8 protein-coding genes and 1 pseudogene are annotated in these 20,020 nt (G+C 68.8%); 2 read left to right on the forward strand and 7 right to left on the reverse strand.

What is annotated here, in order from left to right; all coding sequences use genetic code 11:
• Positions 1-54: 54 nt before the first annotated feature.
• Positions 55-813 (reverse strand): reverse transcriptase domain-containing protein, encoded by a 759-nt coding sequence (locus ACIP8W_RS15705; RefSeq protein WP_402203342.1) that lies wholly within the window; start codon positions 811-813, stop codon positions 55-57.
• 661 nt (positions 814-1,474) lie between these two features.
• Here ACIP8W_RS15705 and ACIP8W_RS15710 point away from each other — a divergent pair.
• Positions 1,475-1,723 (forward strand): annotated as a pseudogene (locus ACIP8W_RS15710) (tyrosine-type recombinase/integrase); the annotation flags it as partial.
• An 87-nt stretch (positions 1,724-1,810) separates the two neighbouring features.
• Here ACIP8W_RS15710 and ACIP8W_RS15715 read toward each other — a convergent pair.
• Positions 1,811-2,497, reverse strand: coding sequence for a DUF6193 family natural product biosynthesis protein (locus tag ACIP8W_RS15715; protein ID WP_401957683.1), 687 nt, complete (start codon positions 2,495-2,497; stop codon positions 1,811-1,813).
• Between the two features lie 23 nt (positions 2,498-2,520).
• Positions 2,521-10,323 carry a ricin-type beta-trefoil lectin domain protein gene (locus tag ACIP8W_RS15720; protein ID WP_402203344.1) on the reverse strand — a complete coding sequence of 2,601 codons (7,803 nt, stop codon included), beginning with the start codon at positions 10,321-10,323 and terminating at the stop codon, positions 2,521-2,523.
• A gap of 582 nt (positions 10,324-10,905) precedes the next feature.
• Here ACIP8W_RS15720 and ACIP8W_RS15725 point away from each other — a divergent pair.
• Positions 10,906-14,520, forward strand: coding sequence for a DNRLRE domain-containing protein (locus tag ACIP8W_RS15725; RefSeq protein WP_402203346.1), 3,615 nt, complete (start codon positions 10,906-10,908; stop codon positions 14,518-14,520).
• Between the two features lie 111 nt (positions 14,521-14,631).
• Here ACIP8W_RS15725 and ACIP8W_RS15730 read toward each other — a convergent pair whose 3' ends face one another.
• From ACIP8W_RS15730 to ACIP8W_RS15745, 4 genes are all read right to left on the reverse strand, one after another.
• A complete protein-coding gene (locus ACIP8W_RS15730; RefSeq protein ID WP_401957677.1) occupies positions 14,632-14,970 on the reverse strand; it encodes a hypothetical protein in 339 nt (112 codons plus the stop codon).
• Positions 14,971-15,284: 314 nt separating this feature from the next.
• Positions 15,285-16,142 (reverse strand): cellulose-binding protein, encoded by an 858-nt coding sequence (locus tag ACIP8W_RS15735; protein ID WP_401957675.1) that lies wholly within the window; start codon positions 16,140-16,142, stop codon positions 15,285-15,287.
• Between the two features lie 179 nt (positions 16,143-16,321).
• Positions 16,322-18,643, reverse strand: a complete 2,322-nt coding sequence (locus tag ACIP8W_RS15740; RefSeq protein WP_402203348.1) for an SUKH-4 family immunity protein — start codon at positions 18,641-18,643, stop codon at positions 16,322-16,324.
• Positions 18,640-19,617 carry an SMI1/KNR4 family protein gene (locus tag ACIP8W_RS15745; RefSeq protein WP_402148247.1) on the reverse strand — a complete coding sequence of 326 codons (978 nt, stop codon included), beginning with the start codon at positions 19,615-19,617 and terminating at the stop codon, positions 18,640-18,642. The genes ACIP8W_RS15740 and ACIP8W_RS15745 overlap by 4 nt, the downstream gene beginning before the upstream one ends.
• Positions 19,618-20,020 lie beyond the last annotated feature (403 nt).

Raw genomic sequence — 20,020 nt, forward strand, 5'->3', positions numbered from 1 at the left:
GGGAGATTATCTGGCCGCCACCAGGGACACCCACGAGGCCACCAGCGGGGAAGATCACTGGCCGCCCACGGGGAGCACTACGAGGCCGTTGACATTCCATGGCGCCATCACGTGCTCGTCGAGCGCGGACAGCGCGATGTTGAAGATCAACGGGGACAGGATGCCGCCCTGGGGTGTGCCGGTGTGGGTGTTGCGCTGCTCACCGAGTTCGGTGAGCACACCGGCCTTGAGGAACGCCTTGACCAGGGCCAGCACGCGTTTGTCCTTGACGCGCGCCCGCACTCGATCCATGACGAAGGAGTGTGAGAGGTTGTCGAAGGCCGCCTCGATGTCCGCGTCCAGCACCCAGCGGTATCCCCGGGTGCCGAAGTGGTGGATCTCGGCGATCGCGTCGTGTGGCCTGCGCCGGGGCCGGAATCCATACGAGACCGGCTCGAAGTCGGCCTCGAAGATGGGTTCCAGCACCAGTTTCAGCGCCGCCTGGACGACACGGTCGGCAAGCGCGGGAATGCCCAGCTTGCGGACCTTCCCCGACCCGCCCGGTTTGAGGATCTTCCTCTCCCGCACCGGCAGCGGCCGGAACGAGCCGTCCCTGAGGGCGGCCCGCAGATCGTCCAGGAAACCGGGGACCCCGATCCGCTCCTCGATCCCGGCGACCGTCAGGCCGTCGACACCGGGAGTGTTGGCCCCCTGGTTGCCCGCGACCCGGTCGAACGCCATGAGCAGCGTGGCCGGGTCGTGCACGAAGTTGAACAAGTCATCGAACCGGCGGCCCGGATCGGCCGCCGCCCAACGGTGAAGCTTGGTCTGCATCCCCGATACCCTCGCCCATGACCCGGCAGGTCCCGGACGCGGAGCGCCGCCATTCAGCGGTGCTTCTTCCGGCATTACAGTCTCCAGTCCTTCTCGAAACCGCTGCCGCCCTTCCCCATGTGCGCGGGCTTTCCCCGGCTCGGAGTACTACGGCGGCTCCGCCCCGTCCCAGGCCGATCGGCGGTCGGTGAGCCCAGCCCCAACGCCCGCGCTGGATGCGCGGGCTGAGGGCAGGCCCGGGACAGTTCCCGTGTTCACAGTGATTCGCTCGTCGAAGTAGGAGCCCGACTATGCCCCTGCGGCATCGCTGCGAGTACGCCGCAGACCTTCCTCGCAGCCTCCCTGGCAGCTCGTACCCACCGCCTCAGGAGTTCCCCGCCCACACGCTCGTCGGGTGCGCGCCGCTCCCGGCCCAGATCCACCAGGTTCGAGCCGGTGTCGCATCAAGGGGGTGTCACACGCCGGTTCCTCGCGTACTCCTCTCCGTCCCGCTAGCCGAACCCGCACCATCTGGCAGTACTGGCACGTCCCGGCGTTGTCAGGGCTGCTCCCACCCTCCCCGGCACCACCCGGATCAGGCTGCCCCCAGCTCCACCGTCCCGCTGCGACGGGATCAGCGATGAAGGTCTCTCACCTCCACTCGAACCACTGCGCCTCACGGCGCACCCACGACCTCCGCCACTCCACCGCCACCCTGCTCCTGGAACAGGGCGTCGAACTCGTCGTGATCAAGGAACTCCTCGGCCACGCCCACATCGGCGTCACCGCGACCGTCTACGCCCACGTCCGACTCCGTCTCCAACGCGACGCCATCGACACCCTCAGCACCGCCCTCGGCACCCCGGAGATCGCCAAGACGGTCAACAGCAACGACGACGAACCGCCGCCCTGCCCCGCCCTCGTGCGCTGACGTTGCCGTCAACTACTGCCGTCACCCAACGCAGGAGCCCCGCCGGACCAAGGTCGGCGGGGCTCCTCATTTACTGAAGTGAACGTGTCATTCGTTACTCGCGAGAGCTTCAGAAGCCACAGTAAGAGCCTCCCTCAAAGAATCTACGACCGTCGGGTCGAGCAATCGAGGATTCTCCACACGGTAGGAACCTCCAGAAAGTGGAGTAATGCTCACTTCCTGGGCCCCTTGCTCTCGGCGCACCGATCTAAGCCGTAGCGTTCCATGGCTGAGAGTTGGGAAGGAATAGCCGAACCGACCATCTGCGTAGGCCGCTTCCACAAGCGGGCGCTCCTCGGAGAACTCCTCAGCAGTCCGCAACCAATTCCACTGAGCGGGTACCGAGTCTCCCGACTCGTGGGCTCTCGCGAGCCGCCCCGGCATCATGAATTGGAACCTTTCAGCGAAGTCATCCACCGAAATGCCATCCCGCCATGCAGCCAATGCCTCAATCAGATCGCCTAGATCATCGGTGGCACCCTCAGCCCATGTGAATCCCTGCCCCTGGATTGCTACGTAGAAGGTCCTGCTTTGGCTACTGAGCTGAATAGAAGCCCTTCCGTGACTCGAATCCAGCTCAGCCGTGGCTAGCAGGCCAGGTCCCGATGCGTAGTGACTGTAGAGCCGTCCCAGGTCGAGATCTTTCTTTGCCGACGCTAGCTCCATCGCCGAGATGAGGCCGCCCGCAGCGAAGAGGTCTGGGTAGAGACCTGGGTCAAGCGAATCCATGCTCATGAACCCCCCTTCGGTTCGTTTCGCTAGCAGCCACAGAACTTCCCTGCATCCGATATGAAGGGCCTGAGCCTACCGAAGCTCGCCCAATCTGGTTCCGCGACATCGACTCTTTCAAGAGCCCCCTTCGCGTTCGGTCGATAGAAGTTAATGGAGGACCATGACCGTTCGCCATTACCGACAGCTCTGGCGATCCAGCCCATCTCCATATCAGTGGCGTACGCTCCTGGCTGGAGCCCGGTCTTCGCCGATTCAGTGAAGTTGCCCAAGCCGCGGAGATTTACGTGAAGCGTCACCGACGAGTCCCGGATCGCGTTCTCCACTGGGCCCTGCCATGCGTCAGGAGCATAGCCGCCAAAGTGCTTGAACCCCTCACCGTCCGCCCATGAATAGGTGCCTTCCGCCTTCTGCCCCAGCGCCACGTTGCAGTTGTGGACGAGTACCGGCGTCGCGCCCGCCAGCACATAGTACGTGTGGTGATTCGTGACGGTGAGGTTGTGGACGGTCTCCGTGGTGGCTGTCCAGCGTTTGATCGCGGTGATCTGGACGAACGTTCCGGCGCTGGTCCGGAGCCATTGGCCGGCCTTCAGGTCGGTGGCGTCGATCCAGTCGTTGAGCTCCGGGACCCAGAAGGGGTGGCCGTCCGTGGCCGTGACCGTGGCGTTCACCGAGCCGATGTCCCCGTCACCGGCCGTGGTGATGGTGATCTGGACCAGGTTCTTGGTTCCCTGACCGGTGATCTCCGCCGACACCGTCTCCACCGTGGTCTCACCCGTGACCGGGTCGGTGGCCAGGACCTTGTCGCCGTTCCTGATGTCCTCGATCCGCTTGCTCGTCCCATCGGCCATCAGAACGAGAGTGCCCGGCGCGAAACTGTTTCCCGTGGCGCACGAACCACCGCCCCCGCTAGGGCTGTTGGTCCGCACAGCGGTGTTGCCGCGGGCAGGGCTCGCCGCCTTCGCACCGCTGCCACCCGTACTGGACTTGGTGAGGTTGGCCCTCGCCTGTCTCTGCACAGGTTTACCCGTGGGAGCCTTCGCACGGGCGACCCTCGCCCGTAGCTCCTGCGCCGCCGCCGCGGCCTTCGCCTTCCTCGCCTGCGCGGCCTTGCGGGCCTTCTCCTTCGCCGCCTTGATCCGCTTCGCGGCCTCGGCCGCCTTACGCGCCAGCTCGATGATCTGACGCGCCTTCGCCTGCGCCGAACGCCACGCGCTGATCGCGCTCATCGTCGCGTTCAACGCGTTCCAGATCTTCTTCGACTTGGAGAAGACCGCGCTCCACGGAATCGCGTCCATCGCCATCGACGCACACGACCACAGGTCACCCCGGGTGAAACAGCCCACCACGTCGTTCCAGCCCAGGAACTCCTTCAGGACCGCCCAGCCGACGTCCCGGATCACATCCATCATCGACCGGCTCAGCATCGACCGCGCCCACGACTGCTCCCCCGCCGACGGACCGCCCACCGCCTCGTTGCCGCCGGCCGGGGCCAGGCCCGACGGGTCGGAGAAGGTCATGGGGTTGTTGTTCGCGTAGTTGTAGCCGTTCATCTGGACCGGATCGCTCTGGTCCAGCACCGGGTCCGCCGACAGGAAACGTCCCGTATACGCGTTGTACTCCCGCGCCCCCAGATGCGTCAGCCCCGAGCCCGCGTCCCTGTCACCCCCCACAAACCCCCGATGGCTCAGCCACGTACCCGCCTCGGCACGCTCCACACCGAACGGATCCGTCTTCGACAGTTTCACCGTCTGTCCCGATGACAGCGAAACCTCCGCCATCGGCGTCCCGTGATGGTCCGTCACCAGAGCGAACAACGCACCATTGCTGCCACCGGTCAACGACACCCGTCGCATCACCGTCGGCGCACCCGGCTGGCTGTAATACCGCTCGGTGTACGCGTGTTCCCCGGAGGCGTTGGTGGCGACCGTCGTATCACCCAGATACAGCGTGCGCTCACCGCCGCTGACCGCCAGCAGCCGGTTGCCACCCGCGTCATAGATGTACGACGTCACATCCGAGGGTGACCAGAGCTGACCCGCGCCCGAACCACACGTTGTGATCTGGAGTTGCGTGCTGTTGGCCGTGGAGCCGCCCGGAACGTCCAGGCAGCGCCCCGACGACACATGCTTCAGCCCACCCGCCGCGGTCACCGTCCACTGCTGGTTCGCCGCACCCGAGCAGTCCGCGAGAACCGTGAGCGCGCCGTTCGCCGTGGCGTTGCCCGCCGGGATCACACACTTACCCATGATCTTCAGCGCACCGGTGCCCGACTGCGTCGAACCAGGCGCGTCGATACGGAACTTCTGCGCCTTCGACCCGTTGCACGCATGCAGCTGGATCGCCGTACCCGCCGCCGCTTCGCCCCCTCTGGCGTCCAGGCACTTCTTGCCCAGGCCCACCCAGGGGCCCGCGCCATTGGCACCGAAGCCGGTGACCTTCTCGACCTTGCCGTCCCAGGTCCAGGTCAGCCCCTGCTCGTCGCCGCCCACCACCTGCTTCGTGGTGTTGCCGCTCACGTCGTACGTGAGGGTGGCCGCCTCGTTGATCTGCGCCCCGGTCTCCGTCCGGTACTTCGACGTCATCGAGGTCAGGGTGTGCGGCTGCGAGCCGTCCTTCTTGCCGTATGTGTACTCGGTGGTGGCGTCCTTCGAGGTGTCGCCGCCCGGGTGGTGCGCGACGAGCTTGGTGCGGTTGCCCATCGTGTCGTACGAATAGGTCTGCCAGTAACCGGAGTTGGCGGCGGTCACATTGAGTGTTCCATCCGCGTTCACCGGGTCGGCCGTGCTCTTGCCCTTTGCCGCGCAGGAGTCGGCGTTCGGCGTGGTCCACGCCTGGGTCAACTGCCCCTGGACGTCGTACCCGAAGCACTGACGGTCCGTCACGCCGTCGAGCCGGTCGGCGACAGTGGTGACGTTCCCGGAGTCGTCGTAGCCGTACGTACGGGAGTTGACCCGGGTTCCGGTGGCCACCGATGTGTCGCCGGCGTTCTCGCGGTCCGTGATCGTCCGGGTGAGCCGGCCCGAACTCTCGTCGAAGAGGTTGGTGTTCCACACCCGGTAGGGCTGCTGGCCCGTGACGGTACGCAGCACCTCGCCGTACGGGCTGTACGAGGTCTCCGCCGTGTACCAGTCCTTGCCCGATGTCGAGATCGGCAGTCCGGCCTCGTTGTAGCGGACCACGACCCGTTCGGAGCCGAGCGCGCCCGCCGCCGGCAGTGTCACCGCCTCGGCGAGACCGGACTTGGTGTACTCGTACGTGTAGTCGTAACTCTGCTTCAGACCGTAGGCGGCGGCGATGTCCTCGGGCAGGGTGACGCGCTGACCGGTCGGCTGGTAGTCCGTGTTGTACCCGGTTACCTGGGTGGTGTACGGCTTGCCGTCGGTGTAGCGGGTCGCGGCCGCCGGAAGGCCCTTGGCCCCCGCCATGTCGTAGGTGAACTTGGTGAGTTCGGTGCCCTTGGCGTCGTTCAGCCGCTGTCCGGTGGGGCGGGACAGCTCGTCGTAGCCGGTCCACACGGTCACCCCGGAGGCGTTCTCGACGAGGTACGGCCGGTTCAGCTCGTCGTACCAGGTCCGGGAGGTGCCGGTGTCCGGGTCGGTCGCGGCGGTCAGCCGGCCGCGCACGTCGTACGTCCAGGACCAGGTGTTCTTGCCGCTGTCGCGCGCCGCGATCTGGTCACCGCGCGCGTCGTACTCGTACCGGGTCGAGAAGTACGCCTGCGGACCGCTTCCGGTGAGGGTGTCGATCCGGACCGTACGGCCCAGGGCGTCGCTGTACGTACGGGTGGAGGCGGAGCCCTTGGGCTCGGTCACCGTGGTGTAGTCGGCGCCGTACTCGTACGTCACCGCCTTGCCGGGCTTCGCGCTGCCGTCCTCGTACGGTGTCTCGGAGATCACCCGGCCCAGACCGTCGTACGCGTACAGCGTGGCGTTGGGCACCTGGTACTCCGACTTCAGCGAGAACAGCTGGGCCGAGGGGGCGCCGGTGGCGTAGTAGGCGTTGTTGGTCTTCTTGACCGTGCCGTTGGGGCTGTAGAGGACATCGCTGATCAGCCGGCCACGGCCGACCGCGGGCGTCTGGGTCTGCCGTTCGCGGCCCAGGCCGTCGTAGATGACGACGGATTCGGCGTAGGTGTCGTCCTCGCCGAGGGTCTCGGTGACCACCGAGACCGGCTCACCGATGGTGGTGTTGTAGGTGAAACGCACCGACGGCGGGTCGTTCTTGTCCTGCCCGGCGCTCCAGCCCTCGGTGGAGCGGCCCAGCGCGTCATAGGCGAAGACCGTGGTCCGCCCGTTGGCGTCGGTCTCGCTGAGCGCGGTGCCCCGGCCCGGCTCCACCACCGATATCGCGGTGTGTTTCAGGGGGTTGCTGGTGGCGACCTCGTGGACCTGACCGTTGTCCGGGGTGTAAGTGACGGTGCTGGTCTGCCCCTTGGCGTCGGTGGAGGAGACGACCCGGCCGTAGGAGTCGTAGCGGGCGCTGCCCGCCTCGGTCCAGCGGCCGCCCTTCTCGGTGACGTCCAGGGTGCTGGTGGCCAGACCCTTGGTGGGGGCCTCGCCGAACTCCTTGCCGTCGTATGCGACACGCGCGCCGGAGATCCAGTCGGAGCCGGTGGTGTTGTCGGCATCGGCGCACAGACCAGTGACGGTCAGGGATTCCTTGGAGAGCCCGATCAGGTGCTCGGCGGTGTTGTGGACGTAGGAGAGCGTGGTGCAGGTGTCGTCGTCGGTGTTGTTACCGGCCCCGGCGCTGTAGTCGTTGTACTCGTTGATCCTGACCGGCAGGCCGTAATCGCTGTCGTACTCCGTGGTGGTGCGCAGTGTGCGCTCGGTGCGCTTGTCGTCACCGCTGCCGGAGGACTTGGTGATGTCACGGCTCTCGGTCTCCAGCACCCGCCATGCCTTGAGCGCGGGTATCCCGTCCTCCCGGGCGCGGGAGGCGAGCTGCACCGCTTCGGGCCGGTCCACACTGCGGGTCAGCCAGTCGGTCGCCGTCTCCGAGGTGTAGGTGACGCTCTCCGCGACCCGGCCCTGGAAGGGCTCGCTGTCCTTCGCGATGGTCTCGCCCTCGGTGTCCTCGACCGTGACGGACCGTTTGCCGTCCTTGGGCAGCGGATCGCCGTCCATGCCCCGGAAGTAACGGACCTCGCTCATGCTTCGCGCGGTCTGCTGGTAGGAGGCTGTGGACTTCTCACCCGTATAGGTCTTGACCCGGGCGAAGCCGCGCCACTGATCGTAGGTCCGGGTCTTCTTCTTGGAGAACTCGGCCTGGTTGAAGGCCCAGGCGCCACCGTCGAGGTACTCGTACGACGTCCTGCTGGACGGCACACCGGTCAGCGCCGGCATCTCCTCCACGAAGTCGACGACGTACTTGTTGAACCACGAGATGGTCTCTTTGTCCGAATCCGGGTGCCAGTACACGGGGAAGCAGAGCCCGGTGTTGGCCTCCACGGCGGGGAACCCGGAGCCGGTGGCGCAGGGGCCCGTCGGCGCCTTGTACACGACGCGCGTCTCGCCGCCGTACTCGCTCACCACCCGGCCGATCCGCAGCCGGTCGAAGGACGGGCCGGTGTCGTTGGCCGGCTTGACCCGGTTGGCCATCGGCTTGGTGTTGGCGAGGAAGCTCACCGGGTTGAGGGTCTTCGTCTCGCCGGCGGTGTCGTACCCGGTGCGGGTGACGGCGGAGAGCCACAGCGCGGTGCCGTAGTCGGTGTGATCGGCCGGCAGGGTCTGGCTGAGGTTCCAGTGGTCCACCCTCGACAGTTCGGTGGACCCCTTGGTGCGCTGCGCCCAGGTGGTCACCTTCGCCAGCCGCTTGCGCGACCAGAAGGTGGGCACCGGTACATAACACTCCTTGCCGGTGGCACTGGAGCAGTACAGATCGGCGGGGGTGTCGTACCAGATCCGGTTCTGGTCGAAGTTGCCCGAGGTGAAGTTCTCCTCGGAGCAGGTGAGTTGACCCTCGGCGAAGCAACGCTCGGCGACGTCGAAGGTGACCTGGGCGATGGGTTCGGCGGGGAAGAGGGAGCCGGCACGCAGTCCGTAGTCGATACGGGAGAGGTAGCCGCCCCGTACGTAGGAGACCGGCTTCTTGTACGCGTTGTTCCGCGCGTAGTGGTTGGTCTCCTTCTTCCACCACAGACTCATCGCGTTGTCGCTGGTGTCCACGACGTAGTCGAGGTTCCAGCGCCATGCCTGCCGGCAGAAGGATTCGGCGAAGGTGGCGCGGTAGCAGGGCTCGCCCTTCTGGTTGCCGGACACCGGCACGGTGAACACCGAGTCGGTGACCTGGTCGCCGGTGTTCCAGCCGGGCAGCTTGTGCCGGCCGAAGTAGTACTGGGTGCCGTCCCGGGTGGTGACCCTCCAGTACTCACCGTCGTTGTCGCCGTTGTCCAGCTCGGTGTTCTTCAGCAGTTCGACCTTGGAACCGTCGCCGCTGGAGGTGACCCACTCGCCGCTCTTGTCGTCACGGACCAGTTCGGTGGTGGTGCCGCCGAGGGTGAGGGTCGCGTTGTCCGATCCCCAACACAGGTCGGCGGTCTTGTGCTTGGCGTTGTTGCCGTCCTTGATGTCGTCCCGGCAGCTGCGGTACGCGCGGGTGACGGATCCCGCGTTGTACTCCCAGCCGTCCCCGATCCAGGAGGGCTGGTTGTTGGAGGCGGAGGTACGGCCGTCCACCACCTGGGAGTTGTAGCCGAAGGCCACACTCGGCGAAGGGCCGCCCGGCACCTGGGGCACGTTCAGCGGGTAGGTGTAGCCGAAGCCGCCCGCACTGCTGCCTGCCGACCAGGAACCGGCGGCGACCAGCGGGGTCGCGGAGAAGTCGCCCTTGGAGCCGGATCCTTTGTCGGTGCTCAGCAGTACGGAGCCGCCGGAACCGGCCGAGGCGGCCGCCTCGGCCGAGACGGGCAGGAGGGTGCGCAGCCCGGTGTCGGCCCCGGCGGCCGGATCGCTCCAGGGAAACTCACCCGCCGGGCGGTTACGGAAGAGGGCATCGTTCGTGGTGCCGGTGCCCGCTGCGGCGACCTGGGCGGCGTCTCCGTCCGTCGCGTCCGTCCCGCCGATGCGCAGTGCCGCCACGTCGAAGGTGGCCAGGATGCGGCGTTCATCGCCCTGCACCACGTTCTCGGTGGCGACCTCGGTCGGCTCGGCGCACTCCTCGGACCCGGGGTCGGTCAGAAAGCAGGCCGGGTACTGCACGAAGGCGAGCCGGTCGGCCCAGTCCGCGCCGTACAGCTCGGCGAACTTGGTGTATTCCAGCGCGATCACCGCGTCGCCCTCGGCCTCGGCCGGCGGGGTGACGGTGAGGGCCATGCCCTGGATGGAGGTGGCCTCGATGGCGGCGGGGGTGGCGAGTTCGACCTGCCAGGTGCCCTCCAGCGCCTTGGCCTCGGCGCCGGTGGCCTTCTCCGGCGCGCCGACCTCGACCGGCAGATCACCGACCTTGACGAGGTCACCGGCGGCGAGTCCGGCCAGCCGCTGGCTGACGTTGCCGCCCGCCGGCGGCTCGACGGCGACCGGCTCGTAGTCCTCGCGCTGCTCGGCGTCGGTGGGGGTCAGCGCGGCAAGCTGCTCGTCATCGTCGCCGGGCGCCTCTTCGGCCTTCGGCAGATCGGCCAGCTCGACACCGTTGCGCCGGGCGTCCGGCGGCACGGCGACGGCCATGCCCGGCAACAGACCGGCCACCAGGGCCAGGGTCAGCGTGCCGATGAGGGTGAGCAGGCCCCGCTTGCTCGGCCGGTGGAGGGCGCGGAACGGCGCGACGCCGAACCGCGCCCGGCTCCGGGCACGCCGGAGTCGCCAGAACTGCCAGAACTGCGGTCGCCGCACGGCGATATCCCCCCACGCTCACTGCTGTGGGCACCAGCGGTGATCCTGTGATCACGCAGCGGCCCCCCCGATGAGCACGAATCCTGAGCCATGAATTTACTGAGCGTCAACCAGCTTTTGGTTGTGGTGATCTACCTCACCGAATAAATTCCACCGCGCGCTGACTAATGACGCGAAAAAACCATGTAGCTACCATGTGGGTTAAACGAGGGATATTTTCGTCAATTCACCACGCGATCACCAACGAGCCTTCAAGCGGACATAAAGAACAGATAAAACACCCGCTTTCGCCGCCTTGCGTACGTTTCTTCCACGCTGGTTCGCACCCCACCCGACCTGCTCCTTCGCGTACAGAAACGACTCGGGCGACCACGCCCCGCTTCCTCGGGCGCAGGAATCCCTGGCGTGTCTCTCATGGCATGGGCCATGCTCTTCCCTCACGCACCCCGGCAATGGCGGGGTGCGGCCGTGAGGTTTTTGGGAAATGGCATCGGACACGGGCGGTTGCCGGGGGCGTCGTCATCGCGCGTGACACCGGGGGCTTTCTGTTGCCCTGCCATTGAGGAGGGGGACTCCAGCACCGTGGAACGTCGTCGCTTCGGCCTGCCCGCATCCCGGCGCACCGCGGGGGGCGTGGCCGCCGTCATCGCCGCAGCGCTCACCTTCGGGCTGCTCCACGCCCCCGACTCCGGCCCACCGGACCCAGCGGCCGGGGGGCGCGGGGCAGGGGATGCGCGGACGCCCGGCCCGGCCGGGGCGCTGTCCGAGGACGCCGCGTTGGAACAGGCCGTCGCCAAGGGCAAACAGGTCGAAGTGGATGCCCTGCGGACCCCGACCTCGACCACCTACGCCCAGCCGGACGGCTCCTTCCGGCTCACCGTGCACGCCGCTCCGGTCCGTGCCGAGGTGGACGGGAAGTGGCGGCCGATCGACACCGATCTGGTCGAGGTCGACGGCGGCTGGGCTCCGAAGGCGGCGGCCGACCCGGTGGTCTTCTCCCCCGGCGGCGCCCGGAGCCCGGACACCGGCAAGCCGACGGCCGCCAAACGCGCCGTGTACACGGTGGGTGGTGGTGGGTCCGGTACGGGAACGGGCGTGGCCGCTGGATCCCGTACCACCGCCGGCTTCCTCACGGACACGGGCGTTTCGGGAGGCGCTACCCTGCGGGCCGCCGACGCGACGGACAACTACCACGACCTGGCCACCGTGAGCAGCGGCGGTCACGAGGCGACCCTGAGCTGGCCCGGCGAGCTTCCCGAACCGGTGATCTCAGGGCCGAGCGCGCTCTACCGGAACGTGTTCACGGATGTCGACCTGCTGCTCACCGCCAAGGACAGCGGCTTCAGCCATGTGCTGATCGTGCACAACGCCGAGGCGGCCGCCGATCCGGCCCTGGCCACGCTCTCCTACGGGCTGTCCTCCCCCGACCTGACCTTCCGGATCGACCCGGGCTCCAAAGTCGTGACCGGGGAGGACGCCACGGGACAGGAGGTCGTCATCTCGCCCACCCCGCATATGTGGGACTCGGCGGGCACACCGACCGTGGGGGCGGGGGAGAACTCGCCGCCCACCGACGGGACCGAGACACCCGGTCCCATCCCCTCCGATCCCCCGGACGAGGACGTTCCCGACGAGAGCACGGACACCTCGGACGGCCTCGACACCGCCGCGCCGGAGCCGCCCAACGGTTCCGGCGCACCGGACGACGGCCCCGACACGGAGGTGCCGGGGGAGCCCGCGGGCCCCGGGGACCAGGACATCCCCGACCCGGACGAGAGTGACGGGGGCAACGGTTCGGCCCGCCGCTCGAACGGATCCGCCGACCACGCCTCGTACCGTACGGGCACCTCGGCATCGGGTACAGCCGTACGGCCCGCCGTGCTGAGCGCCACCGACATCCTCGCGCTGCCCGGACTCGCCGGGCCCGAGAACGGCAGCCGACTGGCCACGCTGGACGCCACCCTCGGTGCTCCCGCCGCCGGTGGCGTCTCCCCCCTGCGGCTGATCCCCGACCAGTCGCTGCTGACCGCGGAAAGCGCCACCTACCCGGTCTTCATCGACCCGACGATCCACGGCAAGACGAAGGGCTGGACCACCGCGTACAACCGTTATCCCACCTCCAGCTTCTACGACGGCGCCAACTACAACTCCGGTACCACCGAAGCCCGGGTGGGCTACGAATCCACCACCTGGGGCACCTCGCGCTCCTTCTTCCGCCTCGTTTGGACCACCAGCATGAAGGGCGCCACCGTCCGGTCGGCGAACCTGAAGCTGCTGGAGACCTACGCCTGGTCGTGCTCGGCGCGGGAAGTACAGGTGTGGCACACCGGCGACATCTCCTCCAAGACCACCTGGGACAGACAGCCGAGCTGGAAGACGAAGATCGACACCCAGTCGGTGGCCCACGGCTTCAACTCCTCCTGCCCGAAGAAATATGTCGAGGTCAACGCCAAGTCGCTGTTGCAGGACGCGGCGGACGGCAACTGGAAGCAGGTGACCATCGGACTGCGGGCGAGCACCGAGGACTCCGCCTACTCGTGGAAGAAATTCCAGGCCGAGCGCGAGAGCGCCCCCAAGGTCGATGTGATATACAACCGCCCTCCCAAGAAACCGAGTTCGCTTCAGCAGTCACCGGGCAAGGGGTGTGACACTACTGCTCCGTACCAGAGCATCGGCAAGAACGACCTGACCCTGTCGGCCGCGTCATCCGACCCGGACGACAACTCGACCCGGCAGGATCTGGAATTCCTGCGCTTCCAGCTGTGGCGTACGGGCCACGGCGACGACAAGATCCTGGACCGGAAGATCGCTGTCACCGACTCGGGCAAGGCGTCCGTGACACTCGCCAGGTCGAAGCTCACCAACACACACCAGTACTCCTGGCGGGTCCAGGCCATCGACTCGATGGACACTCCGTCCGGCTACGCTCCGACGGTCGGCCCGAAGGTCTGCCGGTTCGTCTACGACAGCTCGAAACCCCTGGCACCGGATGTGACGTCGACAGTCTTCCCGGAAGCCAATGCCGACGGCACCGCATGGTCGAAGGACGCCTTCGGCACCGCCGGCTCCTTCACCTTCGCCCCCAACGGCGAGTCGGACATCAACGTGTTCCAGTACTCGTTCAACAGCAGTTCCTACAAGAACCACGTGAGTGTCGAGCCGAAGAAGTCCCTTGTCCGCACCCTGAGTCCGCCGTTCGCGGGACCGAATGTGCTGTATGTGAGGTCCGTTGACACGGCAGGCAATGTCTCGGACGGCACCAAGTACATCTTCTACGTGAAGCCCGGGGACGAGGCGGACACCTTCGGGGACGTCACCGGTGACGGCACCCCCGATCTGTACACCATCCAGGACACCGGGCTGCTGCACATGTATCCGTCGGACCCTTCCGGCGATCTGCACCTGTCGCTGGAGGGTGCGCACCGGGGCGGGACCGTCCTCTCCCAGGAGGACGGCTACGCCGACCACTGGATCGGCAGTGACGGCAAGCCCGCGCTGATCGCGCACGGCGGGGACGCCTATCCCGGTGACGGCATCACCGATCTCTTCGCCCGGATGCCGGACGGCAAGCTCTACCTCTACCGGGGGGACGGCTACGGCAGCGTGGACATCGAACAGCGGATCCGGCTCCGGCTGCCCGCAGGCGCCCCCGACCCGGCCACGTACCAGCAGATCATCGTGACCGACTACAACAAGGACAAGCGTCCCGACCTGTTCGTCCTCACCACGTCCGGCGCGCTGTGGGCCCTCACCGGCTACACCGGGGCCGTCTTCTCCAGCGCGCACCGGCTCGCCGCGACCGCCTGGCTGGACCGCGATCTGATCTCCGTCGGCGACCACGACAAGGACGGCGCCCCGGACCTGGTCTGGCGCTCCGGCGGCTCCGGCAACCTCTACATCCGCTACGGCAAGGCCGATTCCGCCGACGGCTCCACCCTGGCGTCGCTCGCGTCCGCCGCCGACTCGCGCACCGGCGTCGACACGACGTACGCCACCGGCTGGACGAAGTCGGCCAAGCCGATCCACCTGGTCTACGGCACACCGGACGTGACAGGCGACGGCATCCCGGACATCTGGGCCCTGACCGACGACGGCGGCATCGCCATCCACAAGGGCGGCAAGGCAACCCTGGGCGCGGCAACCACGGTGATCAGCGCGGACAGCGGCTGGAAGACCAGCAAACTCACCTTCGGCTGACCTCGCCACCACAGCCCCGGCCGACCGGGGACGGGGCCGGCCGATCGGGGACGGCGGGCACCGTCCCCGATCGGTCATCCAACTCCGGTACACGACCGTTCAGTTGATGGTTCAGTTGAGGACGACGATGTCCGTACGGATTCGGAGGCCACTGCCCCAGGCGACGTTGATCTTGACGGTGACGAGGCCCGCCGCCGGGACGATGTTCGCCACCGTGATGGGCGCGGCGCCCATGAACCGGACGTTGTTGCCGTCGATCTCGCTGGCCGCGACGAGCACCGTCGAGTTCGCGTTGATGACGTTCCACGTGATCGGGTAGTTGACCCAGTTGTTGTACGGGCCCCAGTTGACCCAGCCGCGCCACACGTCGGTGACATTGCCTCCGGCGACCAAGCCCTCGATGTGCTCGGCCATTTCCACGCCGGTTTCCGGTGCGGTGATGATGGACACAGCGGTCTCCTCTCATCCTGGGCGGGCCCGTACGCCGACCGGCCGCTCCGGTCGAGGACCACCACCCGTTGCATTCAGTGTCCATCTCACTACGGTACGTAACAACCCCTCGAAAGAGTGAACCCTCCCGACCCGCCCGTACCGGAACGGATCTGGCGTCCGGGGGAAGTGATAGTGGGCCCCCGCTCTCGGCACGGGCCCCAACGCGGCCGGTCCTGATGAGTGTTGGAGGACACTCATCAGGACCGGAGGCCCCACCCTACGTCCTGGTCCAGTCCTGCCCGATACACAGGCCGGTGTTCGGAGCCACGGTGTCAGTCCTCCGTCGGCGGCCGGCCCGTCAGGGCCGCCAGGCTGTTGCGTACATGCGCCATATGCGCCCGCATCTCCTCACGGGCCTCGTCGTGCTCGCGCACCAGCCGCTCGGTGTCCCGCAGCACCTTGTCCGCCCGCACCCGCGCCTGGGCCATCAGCTCCGCCGCCGTGTCCTGCGCGTCCTCCTGGCGGTGCCTCGCCTGCTCGCCCGCCTCCGAGAGCATCCGACGCGTCTCCGAGAGCCGCGCCTCCGCCGACGCGACCAGTACGTCGTTCTCCGCGTCCAGCGCCGCGCCCCGGCGGCCGAACTCCCGGTCGTCCGCCGCCAGCATCTCGGCGTGCTTCTGCTCCAGGTCGTCGATCACCCGCTGCGTACGCCTGCGCACCTCCTTCAGCTCGTCCAGCGCCTCCGCGCGCTGCGCGTCGGCCTCCGTCCGCGCCTCGGACCTGAGGTCCTCGGCCGCGTCGAGCGAACGGTCGGTGACCTGCTCGGCATACGCCTCCGCCTCGGCCCTCAGCTCGTCGGAACGCTCCTTCGCCGCGTCACGCAGCTTCCTCGCCGACTCCTGCGCCGCGTCCAGGACCGCCTGGCACTCCTCGCGCACCTCGCGCCGTACGCTCTCGTCCTCCGCCGCCGTCAACGCCAATATCTGCCGCGCCCGGTGGCCCAGCGTCTCGTACGTCTGCGGTTCGAGCCCCGCGACCTGCTCGGCCAGCCGGACCGACTCGCTCTCCATCCGCTCCGCAAGCGCGGTCAGCCGCTCCACCCGCTCCCAGGCGTCCTCGCAGTCCTTGGTCAGCGCCGCGATCTTCTTATCAACCTGTACGGGCCGGTAACCGCGACCCCACACGGACACAAAGCCATGAGTCGACAACGGTGCAGCACCCATCTTCCAGCCCCTCTCGGACACCCAACGCAACACACAACGCACCACCCGACCCCGCGCCCCGCCCAGGTCGGATACGCCCGGGGCGCCCACCCGCAACAGCGAGGGCGCCCCGGTCATCCCCTACGGCACAGCGGTTCGACGAACCGTCACAGCAATCCGTCCCACATCTGCTCCAGCAACACCGACCACCAGTTCTCCGGTGACGACAGCGCCGCCGGATCGAGCGCCGCCAGGTGCGCCTGGAAGTCGACCGTCCAGCGACCCGCCTGCTCCGGGGTGAGCCCGTAGCGCAGCCGCCACATCCGGCCGAGCAGCGCCAGCGAACGCGTGAACTCCGGCAGCCCGGTGTTCACGAACTGCGCCGGCGCCGACTGCCCGCCAGGACCCGCCTCGACCGGCACCGCCATGATGTGCGCCGTACCGTACTGGACACAGAGCGCGCGGCCGAAGTCGCTGCCCATCACCAGATACGATCCCGCGTCCACGGCCGGCCGCACCTGTCGCTGCGCCGCCAGTTCCGCCAGGGTCGGTACGACGGGCTGCGGCTGCTGCGCCCAGAAGAACGGCCCGAAATCGGCCGGCAGCCCGGCCCAGACGAGCGTGCGCGCCACCAGTTCCGGCACGCCCTGCCGGGACACCGCGCGCTGGTCGAACCGGCAGATGCCCTGCGGCCCGAACGCGCCCATCAGCTCCTGCGCGATCCCCTCCGGCGGCAGCGGCGGCGCGGGCTGCACCGGCGGCAGTGGCGCGCGGACCGGCGCGGGGCGCGCGGGCCCGTCCGCGACCTGGTGCAACTCGCCCTGGTGCGTGAGCAGATGACGCATCCCCTGCTGACGGCCCGCGTGATCCTGGCCGTACGGAGCCACGCTCGTGATCCGGACCTGCGGCCAGGTCTCCCGGATCATCCGGGCGCAGTAACCGCCGGGCAGCTCACAGGACTCCAGTTCGGTATGGAGTTCCAGCACCTGCTGCGGCGGTACGTTCATCGCGCGCAGCTCGTACAGGATCTGCCACTCGGGGTGCGGGGTGCCCGGCGCCGAACGGCGGATGATCCGCGCCTCGGAACCGTCCGGCGCGCGGTAGCGCAGCACCGCCTGGTAGCCGGGGCCCACGGTCGGCAGCCCGGACGGCTGGGGCGGATAGCCGTACGCGGGCGGGCGCGGCAGACCGGACAGCGGACCGGGACCGGGCACAGGACCCGGGCCACCCTGCGGCGCCCCCGGGAAGCCGGGCGGGGCCGGCGGCTGCGGGCCACCCCCGCCGGACCCCGCGAGCATGGTCGCGGCATGGTGCACCGCGCCCGGCGGCGTCCCGGGAACACCAGGCGCACCCGGCGGCCCGGGCGGCTGCGGGCCGCCGGACGTCGCGTTCGGGTCCGCGAACATCGTCGCCGCGTGATGCACCCCGCCCGGCGGCGTCCCGGGAACACCGGGCGGACCGGGCGGACCGGGCGGACCGGACGGCTGCGGGATGCCCCCGCCGAGGCTCGGGGCCGGCCGCGTCGGCAGATACCCGCCCGCCGGGGCACCGGGCGCGCCCGGACCCGACGACGGCGGAGCGGAGGGCGGCGGCGGGGTCGCCCCCGGCGGACGCGCGCCCGGAACGCCGGGGGCGCTCGGCGGCGGCGGAGTCGTCGCACCGCCCCCACGCGCACCACGCGGCGACACGGACGCCTTGCTCGTCGCCGCATCCGCGATATCCCGGGCACCGGCCACCGAACCGGGACCCGCAGGAGCAGGCCCCACAGGCCCCTCCGCCCGCAGCGCGGACGCCACCGCCGTACGCGGCAGCTGACTGCCGCCCGACATCAGCGCGGTCGGCGCCTCCGCGCCCACCACGGGCTCCGGTACGTCCTCGTCGTCCGCCCCCGAGAGCGGCGGCGCGAACACCGTCGCGGGCATCGGTACGGAACCGTCGTCCCCCGAAGCGGACGGCGAGTTGGTGTCCGTCCCGGCCCAGGGCGTGTCCCCGGCCGCCGGACCCGGCCCGCCCGTACCCGTACCCGTACCACCAGCAGAAGCACCACCGGAAGCCTCAGCGCCGGAAGCAGCCGCGGCCTCAGCCCCCTCCGGCGTCCGCCCGTCCGGGATGCCCAGCTTGTCCGCCGCGTCCTGGAGCCACTCCGGTGGCGTCAGCAGGAACGACGTCTGGTTCAGATCGATACGCCGCGGCGGCTCCGGTTCCGGCGGCGCCCCGACCGGTGTCCCGTACTCCTCCTCGTACCGCCTGATCACCTCGCCCACCGGCAGCCCCGGCCACAGCGTGGCCTCACCGCTGTCCCGGGCGATCACCAGCCGCTGCCGGCCGCCGTCCGACGTCGGGCCGTCCTCACGGTCCTCCGCCCACGCCACGAAACCCAGCCCGAACTCCCGCACCCGCACCTCACGGTGCTGATAACCGGGCAGCTCGCCATTGACCCACTCTTCCGCGCGTTCCTGCGCCTGCGCGAAGGTCACCACCGCGCTCATCCCTCCGCCGGGACGGCGTGCGCGAAGCCACCGTCCACCATCAGGTTCGCCACGGTCTCCAGCTCCGGCGGACTGCCCGCCAGCCGCAACAGGAAGTCGTCGAAATCGTCACCACAGGGCAGCAGCAACCGCTCCACCCGCTCCTGCACGGTCAGCCCGTCCCGGTCGCCCGCGTCGTCGTACGCGCAGAACCAGACCGAACCGACCCGCTCGCCCTTCACCTTGACCGCGAGAACTCCGCCCTGGACAAAGGCGACCGCCAGATAGTCCTTGGTCAGATGGTCCCGCAGACACTTGTTCACGTACACCAGGTCGTTGACCGCCGCCTCGTCCCGCACCGTGAAGAACGGCTGGTCCACCAGCAGCCCCAGCGCCGGATCGAGCGCCGCGCCGATCGGCGCGCAGCCGCCCGCCGCCTTCAGGAACGAGCGGTAGGCACCCGGCAGCCGGTACCCGAGATCCTCCTCGACACCCAGCACCTGCTGCTCGCCGACCGCCACCGCCCCCCTCGGCAGTCCGAAGTGCACCGGCCGGGTCTCCTGGAGCGGGCGCGTACCGCGCTTGGTGTGATCGACCCGCGCCGTCGCCAGCCCCCCGTGGTGCCTCAGCAGCGCCTTCACCTCGGCCGGCACCAGCACCATCCGCCGCGAACCCCGCAGGTGGTGCCAGGTCCAGCCGTGCGGAGTGGCCACCGCGGGAACCGTCTCCCACAGCTCGTGCCCGGCGGCGTGCGACGCGGCATTGGCCGAAACGTAGTCGGTGAGCCGCAGCTCGTCCACGCCGAAGCCCACAGGGGGCTCGGCTATCTCCGCGATCGCGCGCGCGTACGGCGTGAAATCCGGATAGCCGTCCGCGTCCACCCGCACACCCCTCGGGTGCCGGGCAGCCCGGACCGGGTCCGGGAAGTGCACGACCTGCCCGGCGTAGGCCGCGTTCGGTGGCGCGGCTTGCTGCCCGAGCCGACCTGTCGTCATGACGGTTGCCCCCTGCTGCTTACGGCTGGTTCACCACAGCCCTGGTTCGGCACAGCCTATGCGGTGGAGCGGGAAGGGACCGGCCCCTCCTCCGCGGTGACAATCAGCCACTTCGACCGCCCCGGCAGCGCCCCGCCAGCGGCCCGTAGCGGTACGCCACCACCCCGCGCGCCCCGCTCCGCGAGATCGGGCGCTTCGCCCCGGTCCACCCGCGTCGACCTGGTGACCACAGGTCACACGAACGGGACCCAGGGCCCGCGCCACGCCGTGAACACTGCGGAAACGCACCGATCATCGTCCCAGGTTCCCCCCAGCTTCCCCACAGTGCGTCACATTTGGCAGGCTGTCCCAGCAACATGGGGGGCGTGACGCCAGCGGCTACCGGCCGTCGGCAGGGGGAGGG

The sequence above is a fragment of the Streptomyces sp. NPDC088554 genome, from assembly GCF_044752945.1.
In the GTDB taxonomy this organism is placed as follows: domain Bacteria; phylum Actinomycetota; class Actinomycetes; order Streptomycetales; family Streptomycetaceae; genus Streptomyces.

Excerpts from the sequence above, each read along its gene's own strand:
- ACIP8W_RS15705 (WP_402203342.1), bottom strand. The coding sequence starts at position 813 with ATGCAGACCAAGCTTCACCGTTGGGCGGCGGCCGATCCGGGCCGCCGG.
- ACIP8W_RS15715 (WP_401957683.1), bottom strand. The coding sequence starts at position 2,497 with ATGAGCATGGATTCGCTTGACCCAGGTCTCTACCCAGACCTCTTCGCT.
- ACIP8W_RS15740 (WP_402203348.1), bottom strand. The coding sequence starts at position 18,643 with ATGAGCGCGGTGGTGACCTTCGCGCAGGCGCAGGAACGCGCGGAAGAG.
- ACIP8W_RS15745 (WP_402148247.1), bottom strand. The coding sequence starts at position 19,617 with ATGACGACAGGTCGGCTCGGGCAGCAAGCCGCGCCACCGAACGCGGCC.